The organism is Aquimarina sediminis (genome assembly GCF_002895435.1).
In the GTDB taxonomy this organism is placed as follows: domain Bacteria; phylum Bacteroidota; class Bacteroidia; order Flavobacteriales; family Flavobacteriaceae; genus Aquimarina; species Aquimarina sediminis.
Genome location: NZ_POYJ01000004.1, coordinates 141758 through 161132 on the forward strand (window position 1 = coordinate 141758; position 19375 = coordinate 161132).

Below are 19375 nucleotides of genomic sequence, written 5' to 3' on the forward strand. Positions count from 1 at the left end.
TCATGAGTTATTCTTTAAAAATGACAAGAGTCTTACTCCTCTTCCTTCTATCCCAATCTCTTTTTTCACAAAATGAAATTTTAAAAAAAGAAACATACCGAAAGATAGATTCATTATTCATGGTATACAACCATCATGACAAACCTGGAGCAACCTTATCCATTATTAAAAATGAAGAAACCATTTACAAAAATCATATTGGTTTAGCCAATATTGAGAATAGTCAACCTATAACAGATACTACTGTTTTCAATATCGCTTCTGTTTCTAAACAGTTTACTACTTTTCTTGCATTATTATTAGAGCAAGAAGGGAAACTTTCTTTTGACGATGATATAAGGCAATATTTACCAGAACTAAAAGAGTTACCTGCCACAATAACAATTAAACAACTTACCAACCACACCCATGGCTTACCTAACCCGGATGAATTAGCACAACTAAAAGGCGTAAAAACAATGACACATAAGGAGGTTCTGGCAATGTTGCTACAAGTTAAACAAACCAATTACCTCCCTGGAGAAAAATTTGAATACAATAACACAGGATATATACTATTATCAGAAATTATAGAACGAGTGGGACAAAAGCCTTTTAAAAAACAATTAAAAGAAAAGATTTTCACCCCTTTGAAGATGAAACATACTCAGGCTATTGATAATAACAATATTGTAATCTCTAAAAAGGCATATTCATATCGGCTTAGGGATACTATGTATGTAAATTACCCAGTAAAACTTTCGACAATTGGTTCTTCTGGTATATACACTACTATAAATGATTTGAGTCTATGGGCAAAGAATTATCATAGCCAAAAAGTGGGTAAACTAGAATTTTATAAAAAAATGGAAACGGCTACTTTTCTTACGTCAAGAAAAAAAGTAAAATATGGTTTAGGGCTCTACTTTGATAACTATAAGGGAATAGATATCGTATTTCATGGAGGTGGTACCGAGAGTTACCGTTCATATATTCTTCATGTCCCTAAGCATCATTTATCCTTAGTCTATTTGTCAAATACAGGTGGTTTTTCTGGATTAGACATTATTTATAAATCACTAGAGATTTTATTAAAAGAATCCATTCAACAACAAAAAACACATCCTGCTTCATTAAGTGGTAATACAGACTTCAAAAATCTTGAAGGAACTTATGAAATGTTTCCAGGAATGTATTATAACATCATTGCAGAAAAAAACAAGCTGTATTTTCAAACATTCGGTTCAAACGAAAAAATCCTTCTGCCTATTCTTGAAAAAAATGTTTTTAAAGTACCATTTATCCCACACTCAAAATTTACTTTTTATAAAAACAGATTTGACTTTCGTATTGCTGATTTTGACTACCCCTGCAAAAAAACGGTTATACAATTGCCAAAATCTAAAGATTTAGAATTAGAAAAATTTATCGGAACCTATAAAAACATAGAACATAATATCACTTATGATTTAGTCGTAAAAGAGAACAAACTAATGGCTATACATAATAGTATCGATTATAATATTACATTACAGCCTCTTGCAAAAAACAGTTTCTACTCAAACGAACCATTCTTTGGAAAAATAGATTTCATATTCAATGCAAATAAGAAGATTATCGGATATAAGCTGTCTGGACAAAACCTAAACAATATAGTTTTTAAAAAAATTATCTGATGTTAGCTAAAAATAATATAACATTGGATTGAATAGTCCCTAAACCCTATTTTTGTATTATTACTATAAAAGATAAATCATCATTTATCTAGTGTGCTATAGCTTTTGAACTACAACCATACTATGCATAAACTATTAACCAACATCAAAAATAAAGCAACATGAGTAAAGAATTAATTTCGATATCATCAATAGACATTAATGCTTCACTATCTCAGATATGGAATATATTGATCGAACCAGAATTGGCGAAAGAGTATTTCTTTGGAGCAGAAATTATAACTGATTGGAAAATAGGAAATCCAATTATCTTCAAAGGTGAATTTAACGGAAATGCATATGAAGAAAAAGGAGTCCTTTTAAATGTAGATCCTAATAGTCAACTTCAATATTCGCATTGGAGTAATTTTGATGGACTACCGGATGAGCCCGAAAATTATAGAACCTGGACTTTTGACCTCTATAAGAAGAGCGAGCAAATACAATTATCTATTACCGAAGACAATATTCCAACCGAAAAACAAAAGAACCGCTCTGATGAATTTTGGAGTGAAGCCCTTTTGAAAATCAAACGACTTGCAGAAAACTATGAAAACGATTAAGATCAGTTTTCACAAAAACCAGATCATAAAAACATACATCTAAATAGTTTTATACTAATCAAACCCCAAGTATACACCATCAAATGGATACTAATCTAACTCAAATCAAAACCGAAGTTTATGACCAATGCTTACTTAAAATGTCAAACTTCAAAACCGAACTGGAAAGCACAGAATACAAAGCCTGTCAGTTTAAATTAAATGAACTGAGTATTATAAGTAGAAATGCTAAAATCACTCCAAAAAAAGTAGGGCAATTCGTAACTTTTTGGCAACGAAACGAAAATGGGTCTATTGAGCCTTTTGATGAGACAGATGCCTTTGATTTTTACATCGTAAACGTAAAGACAGATGCTAAGTTGGGGCAATTTGTTTTCCCAAAAGCTGTATTGATTAAGAAAGGGATACTCTCTACTAGTAAAAAAGAAGGAAAAAGAGCTTTCCGGGTTTATCCAAATTGGGACATCACTAAAAACAAACAAGCAGAACGAACTCAAAAATGGCAACTGGATTATTTTTACGAAATTAGTAATCTGACAAACATGAGTAAAGTGACGGAGTTGTATAACGTGAAATAATCTAAAAAAAACAGAAGGATATACAAAATCATCCTACTCACATCAAAAGATGAAAAAAAACCACGACAATGCTACAGTAACAAATAAGAGCTGGGAAATAGAAAACATTTCTATTTCTCATAATATTGTTGATTATACCTCATTCGGAAAAAATGTATCTAAAAATGATAAGAAATTAGTGAGGTTACATTTTGGACTAAGTGGTAGTTATGATTTTAAATGTAAACAACTTAATTCTGAATTTACTTTTACAGGACATCATAATAATATACTCTATTCTGATGGTCTTGAAATAGAGGTATTCAATAAAAGTAAACGTATTGAAACTTTTGGTGTTAACTTCTCCTCAGATTTTTTTGTAGATATTGCTCAGAATGGAACAGATGCTTTAAAACGTTTTTCTGAAAAAGTATTAAACAATCAAAACGCCATTTTTTCTGATCAATGGAAACCAAATAATTTTAAAATTCAATCTGTAATAAACGAAATACTCAATTGTTCATATACTCATGAATTAAAAGATTTATTTCTACTTTCTAAAAGCATTGAATTACTCGTGCTACAAGCAGAGGTTTTTAATAAAAAGAATGAACTTAATTTTATAAGATCTAACACAGATAAAAAAAAATTATTTGAAGCAAAAGAGATTCTTAATTCAAAAATTGACACCCCTCCTACCATTGTTCAATTATCCAAATTGGTTAATCTAAATGAATACAAACTTAAAAAAGGCTTTAAAGAACTCTTTGGAACGACTATTTTTGGACATATTCATAAAACCAGAATGACACTGGCTAAAAGACTTCTTTGGGGAACCCAAAAATCTGCCAAAGAAATTGCTTATCAAATAGGTTATAGTTCTCCTCAACATTTTTCTAATGCTTTTAAAAAAGAATTCGGTGCTACTCCCGATAGTATTAGAAAAAATCCGGATACTACAATTTAAACACGACTAAACTCATCAAATTTGTTCTATTAACTAAAAGAAGAAAATGAGTACATCAATGATCATTACAAAAGAAATCACCTTTAATGCTCCCAAACAAAAAATTTGGGATTTAATAACAAATCCCAAAATGACCAAACAATATATGTTTGGATGTGAAGTCATATCAAACTGGGAAATTGGAAACAAAATTACTTGGAAAGGGCGAACAGAAGATCAAAAAGAGGTAGTATATGTAAAAGGGGAAATTACAGATATTATCCAAGGGACTAAAGTTTCATTTACTATGTTTGATCCTAATATGGGCATAAAAGATATTCCTTCTAATTATGTAAATTTAACTTATGAACTGGTTGAATCGAAAGGTAAAACTAAACTCATCATTATTCAGGGAGATTTTAAAGGATCTGAAAATTCAGAAAAGCGATTTGAAGAGTCAAAAAAAGGTTGGGATATGGTAATCCCACTTATGAAAGAATTAGTACAGAAATAATACACCTTCTGCTTAATTAACCAACTGGTTTATAAGGAACGAACACATCAATCAGTAAATTAAGCAGAAGGTGTATTATTTTGTTCTAAAATCTTAATCATTTTAAATGACTTTAATAAATGGAACATTCCTGGTAGGATTATTGCCCCACCAATGATAAGTGATATTCCTAAAACCTTGATAACACTATCAGGGGCTATATTTTCTAGTAGACTAACACTTCCTGTTTTAGTAATAATAATATCTGGGAAATGAGAAATCAAAGCTGCCAGTAAAATTAAAAACACTTGTAATCCTGCAAAAAACCTACTCCAAACTGTATTCCCTTTCTTAATTGCTCGCCATAATGGGTATAATAATCCCGCAGAAAACACTACTGATATCATTGCATAAGGATTTTTTATAAAATCCAGAACAAATACATTTCCAGAAATATAACCGTAACCAAAGGTTACTAATCCCACAACAAAAACAGTTATAGTCGCAATTGCAGATTTTCTAATATAAATATTTTCATTTCCTTCTTCAGATTCTCCAATTAGTAAAACAGAAGATAAAAATGCGCAAAGTGCTGCAAAGAAAAAACCAACAAATATACTAAATACATTACACCAAGGTTTTACAAAAGCCTCATAAAAGCTCATAGTACTAACATCCTCTACAATACTAATTTCACCACCAATCAATGCACCGAATGTCATTCCTAAAAAGACAGGAGTTATCAAACTCGATACTTTAAACATCCCATCATATAGTTTTTGAGAGTTATCAATCACAGCATCATAATGTCTAAAAACAAAGGCAACGCCTCTTAGTGTCACTCCTAATAGTACAATAGTAAGAGGGATATGTAAGTTAACAACCATTATATTATAGTATACCGGAAAAGCTATCCACAAAATTACAATTAGAATAATAATCCAAATGTGGTTGGCTTCCCAAACTGGTCCCATAACACGGTATATGGTTTTTTTGGTAATTTTCTGATTTTCTTCTGATGAGAACAACTCTACTATACCCGCTCCATAATCCGCTCCACCTAATACTACATAGAGATACAAGGAAAAAATCAAAAAAAACAGTACAACAAACAGCATATTTAATGATTTGAATTATTTAAAACTTTTATTTGTCTTATCATAAGCCAGGTAACTGCAACGGATAACATAAGATATACCACGATATACATATAAAAACTAAACACAATACCTGGCATAGGTGTTACCGCGTCTTTGGTTCTCATAACTTTATGAATAATCCAGGGCTGTCTTCCTACTTCAGTAACAATCCACCCCGCTTCTAAGGCTATAAACCCCATAGGAGCAAGTAATACAAACAGTAACCAATACTTATTGTTATTAAGCCATTTTTTCTTTTTTAAGGAAACAAAATATAATAACCCTGCTAGTAGCAACAAACCTCCTATTCCCACCATAATTTGAAAAGCATAGTGAACCATAGGTACATTTGGTCGTTCATCTTCAGGAAAATCATTTAGTCCTTTTACTTCTGCATCAAAATCTGCAAAAGCCAAAAATGATAACATTCCGGGGAGAGCAATTTTGTAGCTGACTTCTTGTGTTTTGGGGTTTACGATTCCTCCGATATATAAGGGAGCTCCTTTTTCTGTATGATAATGAGCCTCCATCGCCGCAAGTTTTACGGGTTGCCGCTCTGCAATGTCCTTGGCAGAAATATCACCACTAACAGGTTGTAATATTGCCGCTATTGCTCCAAAGGTTATAGCTATTTGAAATGCTTTTTTGTGTAACTCTACTTTTCTTTTTTTATAAATTTGATAAGCATGAATTCCTGCTACCGCAAAACCTGTTGCTGTAAAAGCAGCTAGCGTCATATGTAGTGCCTGTGTAAACCATGCTGGATTTAGCATTGCCTGTACAGGGTCTATATTCAAGAATTTTCCATCAATATAATCAAATCCACTGGGTGCATTCATCCATCCATTTGCAGCGACTACCAAAATCCCTGAGGCTACACCTGACAAACCAATGATAACACCTGTAATCCAATGAAACCGTTCGGGTAATTTGTTCCATCCGTATAAATAAAATCCTAATGCCAATGCTTCTACAAAAAATGCTGCTCCTTCTAATGAAAAAGGCATCCCAATGATTGGTCCCGCATGTTTCATAAATTCTGGCCACAGCAGCCCTAATTCAAAAGACAATGCTGTACCCGAAACAGCGCCAGTTACAAAAAAAATAGCAACGCCCTTTTGCCAGGATTTGGTGAGGGTTAAATATACCTGATCACGTGTCTTTAACCATTTATAGTGAGACACTACCATAAAAAAAGGCATAACCATACCAATACAAGCAAAAACAATATGAAATATCAGGGTAAATGCCATTTGGAGTCTTGCTGCGTCAAGGTTTTCCATAGATAAAGTTTAGAGGATAAACTGGCTTTAAAATTTACGCTATAAAGATACGATACAAGGCTGACTTTTTACAGGTATTTTCTTGTTCATTTGTGTTAAACCCGTTTTTTTAATCTTACTTAAAAAGTAAAATCTCATCACTCCTCGTTTATTATGAGCTACAAAGAAAATCATAAACAAATAGCAAAGCCTGTTTGTATATCTAATAAACAGATTTTATAGTATTAACATCAAAGATTTGATTTAATAAACTGGTGTAAATAACCATATCTATTTTGCAAAATGTGCTCTACAAGCAATTGCAGCTTTATATTTTAAAGTCATCATACGTTACAATTGGCTTCTTGTATATGTTTCATCTCTTCCTTTAGATTCTTCATCTTTTTTTAACAATTTCCAAAATCTATATCAAAACAAATTACTTTGGCATTCTTATTTTTACTATTACAACATGGTATCTCCTCTTCTTTTCACAAAATAAACAGCTAATAATCAAAAAATTACCTTCAAAAATCAGCTTTTAAACAACTATCCATCAGAATACAAAATATTATATATTTACTTTTTAATTTAGTATTTTTATCACTGAAAAACTGTAAATAGCATGGAAACAGATGTTCTTACAAAAGAATTATTGATGCTTGGAATACCCAAAGATTTTGTTTCAACTTTTATTGAATTAGGTAATCTTCAAAAAGTTGCTTTTAATCAAACAGTGGTAACTTATAATGATGTTAGTCAAAATGTTTTTATTGTTTTAAAAGGAGGATTTGTGAGTCAACGAATGGTTAACGACGGATCTTTTAGAACCATTAATTTTTTTTTAAGAGGACATGAACCTTACATGTCTAGTTTTCATAGTTTTTTTAATGGAGAAAAATCCCCTGTACAATTAAAATCAATTAAAAAGTCTACAGTGCTAGTTTTAAAAAAAAGTGAAATAGACAATCTTAATCATTCCTATTCTGAGTTTAAAGATTTTTATATTGAACGTTTAATACATGCTTTACTGTTAGAAAATGAATTTAAATCTTATTTAATAGCAAAGACACCTCTGGAAATTTATAATATTATTTGCGAGAAATACCCTATACTAATTAAAGAACTTCCTTCAAAATACATTGCTGAATTTATTGGTATAACAAGAGTATGGCTCAGTAATTTAAAGCATCAAAATTTAAAAAAAAGGTAAATTAATTTACTCTTGACTAACTCCTAGATTCTTTATTTTTATAAACTTATAAACCTACAATTATTAAGTAATTCTTTTTTAAAGTTTTCAGAAAATGAAAGAGGATTAGAGATTTCTTTTGATTAATACAATTGAGACTCTACTTAACTAAACTAATAGTCAAACAATTTTGAATCATTAAATTACTCGAGTGAATAAAAATTCTATTTTTGAAATATTAAAAAGAAACAACATCCCAGATAAATATGTATCCATTTTTATTGAATGCGGAACTATTCAGGAAATAGAACGTCATGAAACATTGGTTAAAATTGGTGATATTAGCCAACAAATATATATCGTTTTAAAAGGAGGTTTCGTAAGCCAACAAATGAATGGAAGTAATGTTCCAAAAACTATCAACTTTTTTCTAGATAACCATGAACCCTATATGTCCAGTTTTCATAGTTTTTTTAAAGAAGACTTATCTCCTGTACAATTAATGGCCATCAAAAAGTCAACTGTTTTAGCTCTTAATAAAAATGATATAGAAAAACTCAATAGAACACACACAACATTCAAAGATTTTTTTATCAAAAGGTTAATCCATGCTTTATTAATAGAAAATGAATTTAAATCTTATCTAATTACTAAAACGTCATTTGAATTGTATAACCACATAATAGAAAACTACCCAGAGCTAATTAAAAGTGTTCCTGCTAAATACATTGCTGAATTTATGGGCATATCTAGAGTCTGGTTAAGCAATTTAAAAAGACAAAAATTCAAGTAACAATTCGCATAGCCCAAAACGGACTAAATAGTAGCAAATAGATTAGAAAGTAATTTATATTCGCAAAAAAAATCTTCTAAATATTTAAGAATCAACAATCAATTCTCAAGAACACCAAGATATTAACTCGTTAAATCCAAAAGAATACTCTATCTATAGGGATAAAAGGTGTTTTTTGATGTTTTTAGTAAATTAGTTTACGTTTTGAGGCACAATAAGCAAGGAAATATGTTGTAATTTTAATCAAGTTTCAATCAATATTAAAATGTTGACTTACTAATGAAATACATAGTAGTATGTTTATTAGTAGTAGATTCTCCCAGAAAGGAAGTCATCATTTTTGAAGTTTGTATTAATTGATTTAAGTGTTTAATCAAATAACTTATTATGAGAAATTTATTAAAAACTACCTTACCTACACTTCTATCATTTTTTCCTACAGCTTATGTTTCAATTGCTAGTCTATTTAAGAGGAAACTATATTATTTGGATTTTAAACTAATTTTTCTTAATTTACTTTGGTTCAAACACATTACGCCTGAATTAACATCCGTTTTTTGTAAGAGACATATAACGACTATAATAAGTTGTTGCTTTGAGAAACTATTATTATCGGCAAAAAAAAGAAAATCTAATAACAATAAACTACTTACCCCTATCTAACAGCTTACTTACCTTTATACGATAGGCTTCTTGCTTCATTTCAATGTAATATCTAACCTACTCTGTTCAGGTATAGCGAACTATTACCCCAACTTTACGACTACTTACCCAAATCTAAAAAGCTATTTACCCGATCCTAATTTACGTTTTTGAATAATCACGTAAACAACAGATATCTTAATTAACAATAAGCATAACAATCAATATTAAGACTTACTGGATAGTTTAAGTAACCATCATGGATGGAAAAAAAAGTAACGATGAATACAGAAACCACACTATTAAAGAATACCTAGATCTAATGCAGGTGGAAAATAATATAAAATATCCGTTTACTAATCAGTTCGTATTTCAGAAAATAGAACACACTGTAAATTCTATGGCACTTTCTATTTTATCAAATGGATATATTTAGGACATCAGTCAGTTTCTAGTACTATTTATCATTCTTTACAGGGTTACTTCTTGATAACTTTCGTTTAAAAAACATTTTTAAAACCTAAGACTTTATACAATTTAAAACTAATTAAAAATACAATATGATAAATACAAATCTATACATAAGAGTGCTACACTTAACTAAGAAAATTTACTTTAAAGATTTTAGAGAGTTTATATCAATGTAATTTGGCAAGTCTTGATTCGTCACTTGATCTCCCCACAAATATAGATTTAAGTATTGCTTTAGCTACCTAACTATCCTACTAACAGAAAAGTAAACAAACATGAAAAATTTAGAAAAAACCTTTATCTATATCTCATTTTTCTTAACTCTAAATGCTTGTCATAACGATGATGATACAAGTATAGAAGATTTTGATATTGTTAAAACACAACACTCTCAAGGTTTTTGGGATAATAATTCTCCAACTACTTACCATTTATTAGACGAAGTAAGGTGGATAGAACAAGATTCGGGACAAGGAAACATTAACCCAACAATAACAAGAGACTACGACCAAGCCATATTATCAAGTATAAATAAAAACATGACGTCTTTGGGATATACAAAAGTAGATTCTTTAGATGTAAACAATCTACCTGATATTATTATTAGAAGTAATGCCTTAGCCACAACATATTCTCAAATCGATCTTATCTACAATAGTTGGTATAACTGGTGGGGCTTTTATGATCCCTATTACCCAGATAGTTTTTACCCTATTTATTATGAATGGAATGAAGGTACAATTATCATTGAAATGGGTGATGCCAATTCATTAGATATCCAAAAAAAAGAAATTGATATTGTTTGGATAGCTGGTATTAATGGTCTTGTAAGAGGAACACAATCTGGAAACATTGATTTTATAGAATCTCGTATAAATGATGCTTTTAAGCAATCTTTTTATTTATCAAATTAAGTAATATCAATTTGGAAAAACAACAATAATACTCAAGATAGCCTGGACTTTTAACAAAATGAATACTCTAACAATAAAACTTTTTAAACTATGAAAACCTTTTTTAAAACAGTAAATGATTCAGTAAAGTATTGGTACCTACCTCTTATAATCGGACTTATTTTTATTGCACTAGGAATCTATGTTCTCATTTCTCCCTTAGAATCGTACGTGACATTATCCTATTTATTTAGTATTTCGTTTGTTATATCAGGAATAGTAGAAATCTATTTTTCTGTTTCGAATAGAAACGAAATAGACAATTGGGGATGGAACCTAGTTTTTGGGATATCAACCCTGATAATAGGAATTTTACTGTTTATGCACCCCGAAATCTCAATAACTATTCTTCCTTTTTATGTAGGTTTTCTATTAATGTTTAGATCAGCAATGGCGATGGGATATGCCTTGGACTTAAAACACTATGGTGTATTAGATTGGGGGAATCTTATGATTTTAGGAATTTTAGGGTTTATATTTTCCTTCATCCTAATTTGGAATCCATTATTTGCAGGAATCACAATACTAGTTTGGACAGCACTTGCCCTTATTGCTGTTGGAGTATTCAATATTTATGTTTCTATAAAATTGAAAAAATTGAAAAATATCCCCAGTAAAATTTCAAAAGAACTAAAAGATAAACTCGCAGCAATTAAACAGGAAATTCAAGAAGAACTTAAACCAGAAACAAAATGAAAAAGAAATCTGTTCTAATGGTCTTCTTTTTCTATTCTTTTTTTGTAATGGGGCAAGAGTCACAAGAGAATAACTCGACCCAAGCTAACAACCCATTAGCCAATATGACAGCTCTTAGCTTTCATAATTACTATATACCAAAATTGACGGATACTTCAAGTGATGCCTACCTTAATACATCCTGGGTGCGTTTTGCAAAACCTCTAGCTAACGGAAAACTACTGTTCAGATTTTCTGTCCCACTTAGTACAATTGCTTTTGCAACAAACACTGGAAGTATTAATTCTGAAAATGGTCTGGGAGATATCAATGCTTTTTTATCATATAGCTTCGTTTCTACCTCTACCACTACACTGGGAATTGGACCATCAATCACCGCACCCACAGCATCAGATGATATTTTAGGTACCGGAAAATGGCAAGGAGGGTTAACTTTTGTTGCTTTTTTAGCAAATTCATCTCAGTTTCAATGGGGAGGTCTTGTTACTTGGCAGACATCTTTTGCAGGTGATCATGATAGATCTAGTACAAATAACGCAGCAATACAACCATTTTATTTTTGGCAACTTGGTAAAGGTACTTATTTAAGAGGTGCTCCTATATGGTTTTTCGATTTCAAAAATGATAACTATCATGTACCATTTGCTTTGGGTATAGGTAAAGTAGTTCAAATTGGAAAAACAACATGCAATTTATTTATAGAACCACAATACTCCATGCTTCATAACGGCATACAACCTCAATTTCAACTATTTACAGGTATTAATTTGCAATTCTCTAAGTAATCGTTGCTATAACCTATTACATAATAAACACTACTGATTATGAAACAAGTAAATTCTACACTAAACAAATTCTTTTAAAAGAGATTGATTAGTAAAATAACGTATAAGCGCTTTATGAATACGAATATTAATTAAACTTTTTTTTATGAAAAAACAAATTCTAACTGTTTGCTTCTTGCTATCATTAATGATGACAGCAAGCGCACAACAACAACCAAACATTTTAGTTATCTGGGGGGATGACATTGGACAATCTAACATTAGTTCTTACACCAAAGGAATGATTGGATACCGCACTCCCAACATTGACCGAATCGCGAAAGAAGGAATTATTTTCACCGATTATTACGGTGAACAATCCTGTACAGCCGGTAGATCTTCTTTTATTATGGGACAAAGTGTATTTAGAACAGGACTATCAAAAGTAGGTTTACCCGGAGCAAAAGAAGGTATGAATGAAGCCGATCCGACCATTGCTGGCTTGTTGAAAGACCAGGGGTACATGACAGGACAATTTGGTAAAAATCATTTAGGTGATAGAGATGAGCATTTACCAACAAATCATGGTTTTGATGAATTCTTCGGTAATCTTTATCACCTAAATGCTGAAGAAGAACCAGAAAATGAAGATTACCCAGGAGATGTTATCATGCCTAATGGCAAAACATTTAAAGAGACATTCGGACCTCGTGGTGTAATACATTCATATGCAAAAGGATCTATTAAGGATACTGGACCATTAAACAAAAAGAGGATGGAGACTGTGGATGACGAAACATCAGATGCAGCCATCCAGTTTATTAGGAAAGCCGTTAAAGCCAAAAGACCATTTTTTTTATGGTGGAGTGGTACACGTATGCATTTTCGAACACATGTAAAAAAAGAACTTAGAGGTATTTCAGGGCAAGATGAGTATTCTGATGGTATGGTAGAACATGATATGCATATTGGCAAATTTCTCAAAGTACTGGATGAACTAGGAATCGCTGATAATACAATAATACATTATTCTACCGATAACGGACCACATTACAATACGTGGCCCGATGCTGCTGCTACCCCTTTTAGAGGTGAAAAAAATACTAATTGGGAAGGAGGTTGGAGAGTTCCCGCTATGATTAAATGGCCTGGAAAAGTTAAACCAGGCTCCGTAAGCAATGGTCTTGTCCACCATATGGATATGTTACCTACTTTTTTGGCGGCAGCCGGAAAAAAAGATATCAAGGAAGATTTATTAGACGGATATCACTCCAAATCTTTGGGAAGAAACTATCGAATCCATCTAGATGGATATGATGTTAGCAAACATTTAACCGACCCCCAAAACATAAAAAGTCCTCGAAATGAAATATTTTACTTCTCTGATGACGGGGATCTCACTGCACTGAGATATGGAGATTGGAAACTAGTTTTTATGGAGCAGCGCATTGCTCAGACTTTAGAGGCATGGGCTAACCCTTTTACTCATCTGAGAGTACCGCTAATCTTCAATTTGAGAAGAGACCCTTATGAAAGAGCTCAAATAACTTCGAACACATACTACGATTGGCTTCTTGATCGAGTCTACCTACTCGTACCTGCTCAGCAATACGTAGGTCATTTTTTGGGAACTTTTAAAAAATATCCTCCCAGACAAAAGGCAGCTAGTTTTAGTTTAGATAAAGTAATGGCAAAACTATCCGAAACTACCAATAAATAACATTAACAAAATGTCGAGGCATTTAAATTGCCTCGGCATTATATAAAAACATAAAGATCATGAAAAAAATGAATGCAAATCTATTTTTTTTCTTTCTTGTTTTGCTTACATCATCCTGTAATTATAATGGTAATAGAGATCAATTACCATCATGGAACGAAGGTATCGTAAAGTTAAACATTACTGACTTTGTTAATAGAGTAACCGATAGTAATAGTAAAGACTTTATTCCTATAAAGGATAGAATAGTCGTTTTTGACAATGATGGTACATTATGGTCAGAACAACCAATGCCATTTCAGCTTTTTTTTGCCATAAACCGTATCAAAAAACTAGCTAATAGCAAGAAGGAATTAAAGGAAAAACAGCCTTTTAAAGCTGTTATTGAAAATGATCAAAAAACTATTACCAATTTTCACTCAAATGATGTACTAAAATTAGTGATGTATGCTCATGCCGTAGATGATGTCGAAAAATTTGATTCAATTGTAACTAATTGGTTAAAAACATCTAAACATCCAAAACTCAACAAACCATATACAGAATTAGTTTATCAGCCCATGCTTGAGTTATTAGAATATCTACGAAAACATCAATTTAAACTTTATATAGTATCAGGAGGAAGCGTAGAGTTTATGAGAATATGGGCTCCAGAAGTCTATGGAATACCAAAAGAACAAATTATCGGCACTACATTAAGAACTCAAATGAAGTCCGTAAATGGAAAACCGATTATACAAAGATTACCAGAATTGCTACACAATAATGATCACGAAGGAAAAGTAATATCTATCGATAAAATTATTGGTAAAAAACCAATAATAGCTGTGGGTAATTCTGATGGGGATCTTGAAATGATGCAATACACGAATTCAGTAGAAGGATCAAAACTTATACTTTATGTAAAACACACCGACGAAAAAAGGGAGTTTTTTTATGATGAAGATACCAGGTTCGGCGTATTAAAAAAAGGTATAACAGAAGCAAAAAAAAACAACTGGACAATTATTGACATGAAAAAAGATTGGAAAATAGTTTACCCTACAAAATAGTTTTTAAACATGAATAATATTTTACAGATCGTCCTAACTTTCTATATGATCATTGCTACACAAACAGCTTTTTCTCAAGCTGCAATTCTGGCGGCTATATTTGGAGATAAAGTGGCCTCAGAAAAATTCAATCTCAGTCTCGAACTAGGAGTACCTCTTAACAGTTTTAGTAATATAGAGAACCTTTCTTCAAGTTCAGGAATTAACTTTGGTATTGCTGGAAATATAAAACTATCAAAAAACTGGTATGCCAGCCCCACGGTTTACTTCCTTTCTAAACGAAGTGCGGAAATTGAAGATATCTCACTCAATACAACTAATCCAAATTTAAATTCTCTTTATCAAAATGTCAATGCAGATTTGCTTGTAAAATATATAGATGTAAACACTTTTATCTACTACCAGTTTAATAATTCAGGAATTAGAATAGGACTCTCCCCGCAAGTTTCTTTTAGACAAGAGGCCACAATAACTTATAAAAATGAATTAGGAAGATTTGAACAAAACATTAATTCCAAGGTAAATAAAATAGATTATGGTGCTTTATTTAATCTTGGATATTACTTTAAAAGTGGAAACAAAGGAAAGGGAATCATGGTACATTTCAGATATTATCAAGGGTTTTCTAATGTATTCAATAATGATCTTTTTAAAGGTAACAATAAAAGCAACTATTTTTCAATACACATCAGTTTACCATTTATAACAGAAGAACTTGCAATGAAAAATTTAGAGCATAATCAATAGACATTTAACATATAAAAAAGATGAATGTATCTCGTATTTCGAAGTTATTACTCCTGTTTGGATTCCTAGCTTTTTCAGGATGTAAAACTGATTCTAAAAAACAATTAGTAAAAAAACCTAAGGTCGGTTTTACAACGCAGTGTATTCGTACTGATGACCTAATGGGGAAAGAGTATTTGGATGCCAAATTCCTTAGTATTATAGATAGTATCTCAACATCAAAAGAAAAATCTAAAGACTATTCAGGTATGGTATTTATAAAAGGAGGAACGTTTGAAATGGGTGGAGATTTTCCGGAAGGATCCAGAAATATGCAAAGAACGGCGCTCCCTCAAGGTGATGAAATGCCTAAACACAGCGTTACAATTTCTGATTTCTATATGGATGAACACGAAGTTACGATTAGTCAATTTCTAGAATTTGTAAAAGCCACCAATTATAAAACTGTAGCAGAGTACAATATCGATTGGGAAGAACTTAAAAAGCAAGTACCTATAGGCACTCCTAGACCAGAGGAAAATGCTTTAAAAGCAGGGGCTTTGGTTTTTCATTTTGCAGAAAAATCTGCATCAAAAGATAATCTCTCCAATTGGTGGAGCTTTGTTAATGGAAGCTCATGGAAAAACCCAGATGGAAAAAGTAAAAACTTAAATACATTACTAGATCATCCTGTAACCCAGATTTCATGGTACGATGCAATGGCTTATGCCAAATGGGTAAATAAACGGCTGCCAACCGAAGCAGAATTTGAGTATGCTATGCGAGGCGGAAAAGCAAACAAAATGTATCCCTGGGGAAATCAAAAATTAACTTCAAAATCAAAAAAAGGGAACTTTTTACAAGGAGAATTTCCATATAATAATACCGCAGAAGATGGTTTTATGTTTGTAGCTCCTGTAAAATCTTTTCCTCCAAATTCTTATGGACTATATGATATCGCCGGCAATGTATGGGAGTGGACCAATGACTGGTATGGAGCAAACTATTATAAAATTTTAAAAGATAAAAACATCGTAGTTATAAACCCAACTGGTCCAAATAAAACAATCGAAGTATACAATCCGAATGCGATTAATAAAGTCGTACGGGGTGGATCTTTTCTTTGCCATGATTCATGGTGCTCTGGTTATCGGAATTCAAGACGAATGCGACTAAGTCCTGATAGTGGTATGCAGCATGTTGGTTTTAGGTTAGTAAGAAATGAAAAATAATCACTACGAATAGGCAAAAAAAATCGTCCACAAGAGATATGAATAAACAATTAAAGCATATGATCCGCCATCCATATCCACTAAGAACATTTAGTTATACTAAAACCTCACCTAAATACCTCAATAAAAATGATATATCCATAATTAACCAATAAACGAAGCAAAAGCACTCTTATAATTATTCTAATCTCTAATACAAATGCTATTACTATCTAGTTATGAAACATACATATATACTTCTTCTAATTATAGGATTTAGTTTTAATCTAAAAGCTCAAACTGAATTCTTTCATGAGTTCGAGGTGACTAAAGAATTAAAAGATACTGAAAGCTGGAACATACAAATAACAGGAAATTGGAAACATTTGTATGAAGAGCCATCGTGGCGCCGCCTTGGAATAAGTGGACTCGCCATAAAAAAACTACAAAATTGGCAACTATTAGGAGGAATGAATACCTACTACACTTTTGATAAGGAAATTGATAATTTTATAGAGCTAAAACCATATCTAGGGTTAGCATTAAAAACGAAAATTATAGAACGATTAGACTTAAAGCAACAATTTAAAGGAGAATGGAGGAATTTTCTATTTTCTGAAGAAATAGAAGATGAAAATTACGGTCGTTTAAGGTATAAAATAGGGATAGAATACTTATTTAAAGAAAATGAAGAAATCCCAAAAGAATGGAAGCTCGTAGGAACTATAGAATGGTACTTCTTAAGAGAACACTTAACAAAAGAACGTTTTTCAAATTCTAGAGAATATTCATTCAAGATATTACATAAACTTACTAATGGACAGGAAATAGGTTTAGGATTTCTATACGAAGAGTTCAATCAACTATTTGGGCAAGAAAACAAAAGTGGTACTACTATACTATTAGAATATCGCTTTTAAAAGAACTGAAAAGATACAACAAGTAATTAAAAAAAAATTCTTGTATACAAAAAAGACAACAAACCTTCTATGTACTAATATATGCTTCGTTTAAATCTATACATAATAGTAAGTTGTTTCAATTTATTTATTCTTTACGGACAGCAAAATTATAAATATGAAAATTTTGGTGACAAATCTATTCTTTTAAATGGCAATGTTACAGGTAGTGTTAGTGATTTAGGTGCTACTTATTATAATCCCGCTAGGTTAACTACTATAAAAGATCCTCTTTTTAGTATTAATGGTAAAATTTATCAACTTAGTGAGGTTAAAACAAATGAAGGAACACATGATAATCATACTCTAAAAAGTTCTGAGTTTTCAGGATTACCTCATATGGTAGCTGGTACATTTAAACTCAACAACACTAATAATCATCATTTTGCTTACTCTCTTCTTTCCAGAAACAGATCAAATACATCTATATCATATAGTACTGGTATTCAAACCTCTGACATTATTGCAGAACAAGTAGGCTTAGAGACTTATGTAGGTAATATAGAAATCACGAATAAAATTAATGAAGAATGGTATGGAGTTTCATGGGCAACAAAATGCACCGAAAATCTGAGCATAGGAATATCTGGTTATTTTTCAAGCTATGAGTTTAAAGGTTCCAATTCATTGGAATATTCAAGTATCGCTCAGGATTCGGCAATTGCTTTATATAGAAGCAAAGTTGGTTTTGTTCAAAAATCTTATGGTTTTTTTGGAAAAGTCGGGATAGCATATAGTACTAACAAATTAGAACTAGGGATCAATATTGATATACCTTACATTGAATTCTTAGGTAAAGGAAGATTTAATCAAGAAGAATTTTTAACGGGGCTTTCTAGTATCGATAATCGCTTTTCCTACAATAGTTTTGAAAACCTTGATTCAAAAAGAAAATACCCTTTAGGAATTCAATTTGGAACGGGATTAAAACTTGGAAAAAACAAGCTGCATTTTAATATAAATTGGAATAATAAAAAAAAGCTGTACGATAGAATCTCCATACCAAGGTTTAATAGTGAATTAGAAACCTCTACTCAATTGCTTTTTCAAGAAAGATTAAAAGATATTGTCAATTTTGGTTTGGGGATTGATTTTTTTCTAAATACCAAATTAAGTGGCTATGCTAGTTATTCAACAGATTTTTCTCCATACATAACCAACGCTACTCTCTTTGACTTAACCAATAAACAAAATGAGGATATTAATTTGATTGCAGACTTTAATCACTATGGTTTAGGAGTAAACTTTTCAGTAAACAAATTAGATATTGTTTTGGGGGGTGTTCTATCTTCTGGTGGTTCAAATTTTAACCGCCCATTACACTTTCCGAGCGAAGCTCTCAATTCTCAAAGCTCAGTAACCAAAATAAAGCTTAGAAGGTATCGAATCTTAGTCGGTCTCAATTTAACCATAGATCAAATTTTAAAAAAGTAATTATTAATCTATATTTTTTACAGTTTTAGATTCAAATTCTTTGTTTCCATACTTTATGCCTCTATAAAATCGTATTCATTATTTGTCTCAACAAAAAACATTGTAATC

The 19375-nt window shown here is 31.4% G+C and carries 18 protein-coding genes; 16 read left to right on the forward strand and 2 right to left on the reverse strand.

Going from position 1 to position 19375, the window contains the following annotated elements; all coding sequences use genetic code 11:
• Positions 1 to 2: 2 nt before the first annotated feature.
• From C1X07_RS11390 to C1X07_RS11410, 5 genes are all read left to right on the forward strand, one after another.
• Entirely contained in the window at positions 3 to 1655 is a 1653-nt protein-coding gene (locus C1X07_RS11390) for a serine hydrolase domain-containing protein (RefSeq protein ID WP_103070145.1), read from the forward strand.
• A 161-nt stretch (positions 1656 to 1816) separates the two neighbouring features.
• Positions 1817 to 2257, forward strand: a complete 441-nt coding sequence (locus tag C1X07_RS11395; protein ID WP_103070146.1) for an SRPBCC family protein — start codon at positions 1817 to 1819, stop codon at positions 2255 to 2257.
• 83 nt (positions 2258 to 2340) lie between these two features.
• The gene (locus C1X07_RS11400) at positions 2341 to 2835 is read left to right on the forward strand and encodes a MepB family protein (protein ID WP_103070147.1); all 495 of its coding nucleotides are present in this window, start codon (positions 2341 to 2343) and stop codon (positions 2833 to 2835) included.
• Between the two features lie 49 nt (positions 2836 to 2884).
• Positions 2885 to 3781, forward strand: coding sequence for a helix-turn-helix domain-containing protein (locus tag C1X07_RS11405; RefSeq protein ID WP_103070148.1), 897 nt, complete (start codon positions 2885 to 2887; stop codon positions 3779 to 3781).
• Between the two features lie 46 nt (positions 3782 to 3827).
• Positions 3828 to 4274 (forward strand): SRPBCC family protein, encoded by a 447-nt coding sequence (locus tag C1X07_RS11410; RefSeq protein WP_103070149.1) that lies wholly within the window; start codon positions 3828 to 3830, stop codon positions 4272 to 4274.
• 59 nt (positions 4275 to 4333) lie between these two features.
• On the opposite strand, the gene C1X07_RS11415 is transcribed toward C1X07_RS11410, so the two are convergent.
• Positions 4334 to 5371, reverse strand: coding sequence for a cytochrome d ubiquinol oxidase subunit II (locus C1X07_RS11415; RefSeq protein WP_103070150.1), 1038 nt, complete (start codon positions 5369 to 5371; stop codon positions 4334 to 4336).
• 2 nt (positions 5372 to 5373) lie between these two features.
• Complete coding sequence (locus C1X07_RS11420) at positions 5374 to 6675, reverse strand: cytochrome ubiquinol oxidase subunit I (RefSeq protein WP_103070151.1); 1302 nt, start codon at positions 6673 to 6675, stop codon at positions 5374 to 5376.
• Between the two features lie 604 nt (positions 6676 to 7279).
• Here C1X07_RS11420 and C1X07_RS11425 point away from each other — a divergent pair.
• The 11 genes from C1X07_RS11425 to C1X07_RS11475 all read left to right on the forward strand — a co-directional run bounded on the left by C1X07_RS11425 (position 7280) and on the right by C1X07_RS11475 (position 19267).
• Positions 7280 to 7867 carry a Crp/Fnr family transcriptional regulator gene (locus C1X07_RS11425; RefSeq protein ID WP_103070152.1) on the forward strand — a complete coding sequence of 196 codons (588 nt, stop codon included), beginning with the start codon at positions 7280 to 7282 and terminating at the stop codon, positions 7865 to 7867.
• A gap of 190 nt (positions 7868 to 8057) precedes the next feature.
• Positions 8058 to 8639 carry a Crp/Fnr family transcriptional regulator gene (locus C1X07_RS11430; protein WP_103070153.1) on the forward strand — a complete coding sequence of 194 codons (582 nt, stop codon included), beginning with the start codon at positions 8058 to 8060 and terminating at the stop codon, positions 8637 to 8639.
• Positions 8640 to 10027: 1388 nt separating this feature from the next.
• Positions 10028 to 10666 (forward strand): DUF4136 domain-containing protein, encoded by a 639-nt coding sequence (locus tag C1X07_RS11435; RefSeq protein WP_103070154.1) that lies wholly within the window; start codon positions 10028 to 10030, stop codon positions 10664 to 10666.
• Positions 10667 to 10756: 90 nt separating this feature from the next.
• Positions 10757 to 11401, forward strand: coding sequence for an HdeD family acid-resistance protein (locus tag C1X07_RS11440; RefSeq protein WP_103070155.1), 645 nt, complete (start codon positions 10757 to 10759; stop codon positions 11399 to 11401).
• Positions 11398 to 12186, forward strand: coding sequence for a hypothetical protein (locus C1X07_RS11445; protein ID WP_206604231.1), 789 nt, complete (start codon positions 11398 to 11400; stop codon positions 12184 to 12186). Before C1X07_RS11440 ends, C1X07_RS11445 begins: the two co-directional genes overlap by 4 nt.
• 145 nt (positions 12187 to 12331) lie before the next feature.
• Positions 12332 to 13885, forward strand: a complete 1554-nt coding sequence (locus C1X07_RS11450; RefSeq protein ID WP_103070156.1) for an arylsulfatase — start codon at positions 12332 to 12334, stop codon at positions 13883 to 13885.
• Between the two features lie 59 nt (positions 13886 to 13944).
• On the forward strand, positions 13945 to 14937 hold the full coding sequence (locus C1X07_RS11455; RefSeq protein WP_103070157.1) for an HAD family hydrolase: 993 nt from the start codon (positions 13945 to 13947) through the stop codon (positions 14935 to 14937).
• Between the two features lie 9 nt (positions 14938 to 14946).
• Entirely contained in the window at positions 14947 to 15684 is a 738-nt protein-coding gene (locus tag C1X07_RS11460) for a porin family protein (RefSeq protein WP_103070158.1), read from the forward strand.
• A 20-nt stretch (positions 15685 to 15704) separates the two neighbouring features.
• The gene (locus tag C1X07_RS11465; RefSeq protein WP_103070159.1) at positions 15705 to 16895 is read left to right on the forward strand and encodes a formylglycine-generating enzyme family protein; all 1191 of its coding nucleotides are present in this window, start codon (positions 15705 to 15707) and stop codon (positions 16893 to 16895) included.
• Between the two features lie 218 nt (positions 16896 to 17113).
• Positions 17114 to 17794 (forward strand): DUF2490 domain-containing protein, encoded by a 681-nt coding sequence (locus tag C1X07_RS11470; RefSeq protein ID WP_103070160.1) that lies wholly within the window; start codon positions 17114 to 17116, stop codon positions 17792 to 17794.
• An 81-nt stretch (positions 17795 to 17875) separates the two neighbouring features.
• The gene (locus C1X07_RS11475) at positions 17876 to 19267 is read left to right on the forward strand and encodes a hypothetical protein (protein ID WP_103070161.1); all 1392 of its coding nucleotides are present in this window, start codon (positions 17876 to 17878) and stop codon (positions 19265 to 19267) included.
• Positions 19268 to 19375 lie beyond the last annotated feature (108 nt).

Bases quoted from the DNA above. Each gene is read 5' to 3' on its own strand.
- C1X07_RS11390 (WP_103070145.1), top strand. From the start codon at position 3: ATGAGTTATTCTTTAAAAATGACAAGAGTCTTACTCCTCTTCCTTCTA.
- C1X07_RS11395 (WP_103070146.1), top strand. From the start codon at position 1,817: ATGAGTAAAGAATTAATTTCGATATCATCAATAGACATTAATGCTTCA.
- C1X07_RS11400 (WP_103070147.1), top strand. From the start codon at position 2,341: ATGGATACTAATCTAACTCAAATCAAAACCGAAGTTTATGACCAATGC.
- C1X07_RS11405 (WP_103070148.1), top strand. From the start codon at position 2,885: ATGAAAAAAAACCACGACAATGCTACAGTAACAAATAAGAGCTGGGAA.
- C1X07_RS11410 (WP_103070149.1), top strand. From the start codon at position 3,828: ATGAGTACATCAATGATCATTACAAAAGAAATCACCTTTAATGCTCCC.
- C1X07_RS11415 (WP_103070150.1), bottom strand. From the start codon at position 5,371: ATGCTGTTTGTTGTACTGTTTTTTTTGATTTTTTCCTTGTATCTCTAT.
- C1X07_RS11420 (WP_103070151.1), bottom strand. From the start codon at position 6,675: ATGGAAAACCTTGACGCAGCAAGACTCCAAATGGCATTTACCCTGATA.
- C1X07_RS11425 (WP_103070152.1), top strand. From the start codon at position 7,280: ATGGAAACAGATGTTCTTACAAAAGAATTATTGATGCTTGGAATACCC.
- C1X07_RS11435 (WP_103070154.1), top strand. From the start codon at position 10,028: ATGAAAAATTTAGAAAAAACCTTTATCTATATCTCATTTTTCTTAACT.
- C1X07_RS11440 (WP_103070155.1), top strand. From the start codon at position 10,757: ATGAAAACCTTTTTTAAAACAGTAAATGATTCAGTAAAGTATTGGTAC.
- C1X07_RS11445 (WP_206604231.1), top strand. From the start codon at position 11,398: ATGAAAAAGAAATCTGTTCTAATGGTCTTCTTTTTCTATTCTTTTTTT.
- C1X07_RS11450 (WP_103070156.1), top strand. From the start codon at position 12,332: ATGAAAAAACAAATTCTAACTGTTTGCTTCTTGCTATCATTAATGATG.
- C1X07_RS11455 (WP_103070157.1), top strand. From the start codon at position 13,945: ATGAAAAAAATGAATGCAAATCTATTTTTTTTCTTTCTTGTTTTGCTT.
- C1X07_RS11460 (WP_103070158.1), top strand. From the start codon at position 14,947: ATGAATAATATTTTACAGATCGTCCTAACTTTCTATATGATCATTGCT.
- C1X07_RS11465 (WP_103070159.1), top strand. From the start codon at position 15,705: ATGAATGTATCTCGTATTTCGAAGTTATTACTCCTGTTTGGATTCCTA.
- C1X07_RS11470 (WP_103070160.1), top strand. From the start codon at position 17,114: ATGAAACATACATATATACTTCTTCTAATTATAGGATTTAGTTTTAAT.
- C1X07_RS11475 (WP_103070161.1), top strand. From the start codon at position 17,876: ATGCTTCGTTTAAATCTATACATAATAGTAAGTTGTTTCAATTTATTT.